The following is a 1,815-nucleotide window of genomic DNA, read 5'->3' as shown; positions in this document are numbered from 1 at the left end:
ATTTATTGCCCTTCGTGCAGGATGCCCGTGGGTTCCCCTGAAGGTTTCATTTCTTGCGGGTGCGGTAGATGTTGTGCGCGGCAGTTGGCACAAGATCGTTTCTGCTACATGACGGGCATGGGTCTCATCAATGGAAATTCTAAAGACATCGCCGCCAGCCAGATCAAAACCAAGGCCCATATGCCCGGTCTCGGAATTGAAACTGGTTGTGTTTCTCCAGGTGGCTGGAAGATAGATAGCGGATATCCGGCTCATGTTTGTTTTCCCCCCTTTCCTTGGGCAATTTTTACAACCTAAACATTTTTGAACTTTATTAAAAACCATACTTAAAGATTTTTTAGCTGTAGTCAAGAAAAAAATACGTTTTTTAATTTCAGGACAAAAAAAAAGCCTCTGCATCACGCAGAAGCCCTGTCAAAATCCTAAACTTCAAAAATTTTAATTCTTTATAGAGGGAGCACCAAAACCCTTTATTCCAAAATCTTTATGAATGAATGATATCGAGCCTTCTTTTGGATCATAAATATGTCTATGCGCAGTACGGTGCCATCTGCCCGGATAATACGGGCAACCCTCCTTGCTGACCCGTCCCTTCTCACTTCATCCCGAATCTGCTGACGCTCTTCCGGACTGATATAGAGATCTTCCGCCTTATGAATTTCCCGAATGTCATAACCAAGAACATGCTTCCACATTTCCCAGTGCGCCTCAAGAATACGCTCTTCATCCGAAATAATACGAGCCACATCCGTGCCGCCATGCTCCCGGGTCCACTCCACCAGTGCGTCCCTGATCCGGCGACACGCCACCAGAACATCCGGCACAAAGGAACCCCTTCGCCTGCGGCCAGTGCCGGACCGTCGTTCCACAAGCACAGACGCCGCCTGCCGACGACGACCCCCTTCACCGCGACCCTCTGGTGCGATGGCAAGACGTGCCGCAATTACTCCCCCGAAACCTTCAGGGGCAACAGCGAGTCAGGCAACACAGACCTAAGGGCGGCATTTTCTGTTTTTATGGCCGCTATCTGGGATACGAGTTCTTTATTTTCAGCCTGAAGGGAATCAATTCGGACAGACTGTTTGTCCAGGCGCTCCTCCATCCGCTCCAGCTTGTCTTCAAGGCGCTCATTGCGCCTGTCTGCCCGTTCCAGAGCCAGCCGCATATCCTGCAGTCTCTCCTCATACACATCCATAACCGTCCTCCCCATGTTTTTTCCCTTCGCATTGCCACGAGACAAAGCAAAGTCAACATCATCAGGTACTTCAGCGTGGCGTGCGGAGACAGCCGGAAGAAACCCCTCTTCCGGCTGGGACAGAGACAGCAGCTCCTGAGGGTCTATCTGGAGAAAGGCGCATATGGCAGGCAGCTTGGCGGATTCGGGAACAATATCTTTCCGCCAGCGGGATACAGCAGAAACAGACACGCCCAGATCGGCAGCAAGGGCTTTGGGTGGGATTCTCAGCTCCCGGAGCTGTCTGTCTATGAGTTGGCATATGTGTGGTTTCTCTTCGTTCATACAGACCTTTTACACGCTTAAACCTGAAGAGTGTGGAAAAAAAATTGAATTCAATTCAAACCATACTAAAAAAAATCTTGATTTTAATAGTATTCACCACTATACAAACTCTATGAACAGGACACGTCAAAACATACTCATCGGCAATATGGTAGGCAGGTGCTCCACAATGATTTACAAGCTGCGCCGCTTGGATCATAGACCACAGCCTGAAATAGCCCTTAAATTATCGGAACTTACAGGTCTTCCACCCTGCAAGTTCATGTGGCCCGAACGCTACGGCAATCCATGGCCCG

The 1,815-nt window shown here is 49.3% G+C and carries 3 protein-coding genes; all 3 read right to left on the bottom strand.

The annotated features are described in order from the left end of the window. A partial coding sequence (locus OOT00_RS15930) for a hypothetical protein (protein WP_265426412.1) occupies positions 1–402 on the bottom strand: 402 nt, incomplete at its 3' end. 68 nt (positions 403–470) lie between these two features. Beyond that, positions 471–875: a hypothetical protein gene (locus tag OOT00_RS15925; protein ID WP_265426411.1), complete on the bottom strand. Its 405-nt coding sequence runs from the start codon at positions 873–875 to the stop codon at positions 471–473. A 68-nt stretch (positions 876–943) separates the two neighbouring features. Further along, complete coding sequence (locus OOT00_RS15920; protein WP_265426410.1) at positions 944–1,519, bottom strand: helix-turn-helix domain-containing protein; 576 nt, start codon at positions 1,517–1,519, stop codon at positions 944–946. Positions 1,520–1,815 lie beyond the last annotated feature (296 nt).

This window comes from Desulfobotulus pelophilus, from assembly GCF_026155325.1.
GTDB lineage: Bacteria > Desulfobacterota > Desulfobacteria > Desulfobacterales > ASO4-4 > Desulfobotulus > Desulfobotulus pelophilus.
Note: the sequence above shows the minus strand (reverse complement) of the source record. Positions and strands in the feature narration are given on the sequence as shown.

Excerpts from the sequence above, each read along its gene's own strand:
- OOT00_RS15920 (WP_265426410.1), bottom strand. The coding sequence starts at position 1,519 with ATGAACGAAGAGAAACCACACATATGCCAACTCATAGACAGACAGCTC.